Below are 3,141 nucleotides of genomic sequence, written 5' to 3'. Positions count from 1 at the left end.
TGTAGTTCCCCGTGACGTTGTGAACGCGGGTCGAGGGGAACTGGCCGCCGATTCCTGAGTGGGGCCGGTGGTGGTTGTAGTGATGCAGCCATCGAGGATATTCCGCGGCGCGGGCGTCGTCCGAGCTGTATGCGGTGGCATAGGCCCATTCCGCGGCAAGAGTGCGGTTGAATCGCTCCACCTTCCCGTTTGTCTGCGGTCGATAGGGCTGGGTGCGGCGATGCTTGATTCCGTTCAGTGCGGCGGCGAAGGTAGCAGACCGGTAGCAGGAGCCATTGTCTGTCATGACCGCGGTGACTTCGACGCCCGCAGCTGCGAAGAATGCGCGGGCGCGTTCCCAGAACGACGCTGCAGTCTCCTTGCGCTCGTCGTTCAGGATCTCCGAGTACGCAAGGCGCGAATGATCATCGACCGCGTGGTGGATGTAGGCGTACCCACGACCATTCCTCTTGCTGCGTGCCCCGGCCGCACGTCCGAGGACGCGGTGTCCGCCGCCGTCCGGGATACGCCCGAGCTTCTTAATGTCGACATGGACCAGCTCTCCGGGTCTGGTCTTCTCATATCGGACCGGCCTTGACTTCCGGATGGGGAGCCCATTTGACCGATCGAGATGTGACAGCAAGGGCATTCGATATCGGTGCAGCACGCGGCCCACTGTCGAGCGAGGGATGCCGAGGTGATAACCGATCCGATGCGGTCCCCACTGCCGCGTAAAGCGCAGCGCGATGATCCGTCGTTCGGTTCGTCGCGCAGTGCGAGACGGCGAGTAGCGGGGTCGCGACGGGAGATCTGTGAACGGCAACCCCGCACGATACCGTCGTGCCCACTTCGACGCGGTTGCCGACGAACATTGGAATCGGTCGGCGGCACGGCTGACCGTCCACCCTTGATCCACGATCAGGACAGCGAGCCGCCTCCGTCCAACCGGGGTCAGAGGCGCGTTCGCATGCGTCACTGCGAATTGCTTCTTGCCGTCGCGACGGATGCGAACAGAGCAACACCGGCCAGGAGAACTGCCCAGGCGGTCCCATGCAACACGAGAGCGACGAGGTCAGTAACGCCGCCGACGGTTGTGTCGAGCACGGTTGATCGGGCTGCCAGCCACACAAAGAAGGTTCCGATGAGAATCACACCACTGATGAGTCGAGCGGCCGTCGCTTTGGTTGTCATCGTGGTTCTATCGTGACGGAGACATCGACGGCGTAGTCTTGTTCGCTCTGACCAAGCACGGTTTGGCGCACCTCTAAGCCGCCCAGTTCGATCTTCCGATCAGCAACTGCGTCGAACAATGCGACGACGGCAGGGTGTGCAGCCCCGTCCGGAAGCGTCTCGCCCTCAGTCGGTCGCCAGGTCGCGACCAAGTCGGTGCGGGCCGGGAGAATTCCAGCAAATGTCTGCGGACCGCCCCACTCATCGTCGACCTTGATCAGCGTAGGCCAGCAGCAGATGACCTCGACCGTTCCGCGCTCTCCCGCTCGGAGGGTGGTCCAGAATTGCCCACTCGGACCGAGATTGGATGCCTGCAACTGCTCGAACAGTTCACCGAACACCGCATTGGCGTCCTCGTCGGAGAGCGACTCAGCATCATCCACCCTCACGGAGATAGCCTGCCCGACGAATGGTTGCGCGTCCACCTCCCGCTCAACTACCGACACCGGAGCAGCCAACGCCCGAAGCACGTCTTCAGCAGCGACGAACGCGTGGTCTTCTCTCGCGCGGTCCTCAAGAACCCGCCGACGGTGCGCCGTCAGAGCATCGCTCGCTCCGCCGGTGGCAACCACCGCCGCGACCGCCGGAAGTGGAACACCGCCGTCGCGAAGCGCACGGGCAACGACACCAGCACGAACTTGACTCTCTCCATACCTTCGATACCCTGACAGATCATCGACCTCGGCCGGGACCAGCACACCCTTCTCGTCATAGTGGCGAAGCGCCTTCACGCTCAGCCCCGTCAGACCTGCGAACTCACCGATTTGTAGCATGAGTCCAGCATCGCGGCTCCCCCTACCGGAGGGTCAAGCTTCCGCGTTCACAACCTCGTGGGGAACTACAGCTAGGCCCGCCGTGCCGGTCGATCCGGACGGAAGCGCCACCATCACACCGAGCGGTGCCAGCACTGCCATCACAGCCAGCGCAATGCCCGCGGTGATGGATGCGAATCGAATCTGAGCGTTCACTGGTCTCTCCGCGGTCGGTTCGTACTTAGTATCGTACATTGTACGGTACTAAGTACGTTAGTGTCGAGTCAATGTCAAGGACCCCGAGAAACTCGCTCTCCGCGGAGCGGATCGTGAGCGCGGCGCAGCAGCTCGCCGACCGCGCTGGTCTCGACGCGGTGACGATGCGCAATCTCGCGGATGATCTCGGCACTCGCCCGATGTCGCTGTACCACCACGTCGCGACCAAGGACGCACTCCTGAGCGCCGTCGTCGACAGCGTGTTCGCCGAGGTCTCCCTCCCCGGCCCCGACCTACCGTGGCGCAACGAACTCGCCGAGCGTGCGCGCTCAATGCGCTCGGCCCTGCGGCGGCATCCGTGGGCACTGCGTGTCATGGAGACGCAGCGCCAGCCGGGCCGGGCGAGCCTGGCGAACCACGAGGCGGTGCTGGAGGTTCTCCGCCGGCAGGGCTTCAGCGTTCGTGCCGCCGCTCATAGCTATGCCGTGCTCGACGCCTTCGTATACGGGTTCGCCTTGCAGGAGTCGATGTTGACCGACGTGGGACTCATGGATGCGCCGGATGAACTGGCGCAGGGCATGGATCTGGCCGCGTCCCCCCGCATCGGCGAGCTCGCCGCGCTGTACGTCGCCTCCCCCGCCTCGCCCTTCGAGGACACCTTCGAGGTCGGTCTGACGATCGTGCTCGACGGGATTGCCCGCTTGGCAGCCTCATCCGCCGACGAGAGTCACGACTGACCGTGCCGGCACGGAGAATCCCGTCGTGATCGACGACACGGACATGCATCCATCGGGCCGCGCGACCGCCCCATCCGCACCAGTCGCCGCGGCAGGGCCGGCACTGGCCGTCTGCCTCGCCGCACCTGCGCTGTTCGTCTTCGAGATCACCTGGTTGGGCTGGCTGCTCGCCGCCGTGGCGCTCGTGCTGGCCTGGATCGTCGATCGGCGAACAGGGGTCGCGTCGT

Annotated in this window: 5 protein-coding genes and 1 pseudogene; 2 read left to right on the top strand and 4 right to left on the bottom strand. The window is 64.5% G+C overall.

The window, feature by feature from the left end; all coding sequences use genetic code 11:
- From ACTIAO_RS17485 to ACTIAO_RS17470, 4 genes are all read right to left on the bottom strand, one after another.
- On the bottom strand, positions 1–955 hold a 955-nt coding region (locus tag ACTIAO_RS17485), incomplete at its 3' end, for an IS481 family transposase (protein ID WP_441907333.1).
- Positions 952–1,170, bottom strand: coding sequence for a hypothetical protein (locus ACTIAO_RS17480; protein ID WP_441845619.1), 219 nt, complete (start codon positions 1,168–1,170; stop codon positions 952–954). The genes ACTIAO_RS17480 and ACTIAO_RS17485, both read right to left, overlap by 4 nt.
- Positions 1,167–1,982 (bottom strand): MerR family DNA-binding transcriptional regulator, encoded by an 816-nt coding sequence (locus tag ACTIAO_RS17475; protein ID WP_441845618.1) that lies wholly within the window; start codon positions 1,980–1,982, stop codon positions 1,167–1,169. The genes ACTIAO_RS17480 and ACTIAO_RS17475 overlap by 4 nt, the downstream gene beginning before the upstream one ends.
- Positions 1,983–2,015: 33 nt before the next feature.
- A complete protein-coding gene (locus ACTIAO_RS17470) occupies positions 2,016–2,177 on the bottom strand; it encodes a hypothetical protein (protein WP_441907332.1) in 162 nt (53 codons plus the stop codon).
- Between the two features lie 71 nt (positions 2,178–2,248).
- Between ACTIAO_RS17470 and ACTIAO_RS17465 the strand changes: the two genes are divergently transcribed.
- Positions 2,249–2,914: a TetR/AcrR family transcriptional regulator gene (locus tag ACTIAO_RS17465; protein WP_441845617.1), complete on the top strand. Its 666-nt coding sequence runs from the start codon at positions 2,249–2,251 to the stop codon at positions 2,912–2,914.
- Positions 2,915–2,939: 25 nt separating this feature from the next.
- Positions 2,940–3,141: pseudogene (locus tag ACTIAO_RS17460) on the top strand (hypothetical protein); the annotation flags it as partial.

Source organism: Microbacterium sp. (assembly GCF_052099035.1).
In the GTDB taxonomy this organism is placed as follows: domain Bacteria; phylum Actinomycetota; class Actinomycetes; order Actinomycetales; family Microbacteriaceae; genus Microbacterium.
Note: the sequence above shows the minus strand (reverse complement) of the source record. Positions and strands in the feature narration are given on the sequence as shown.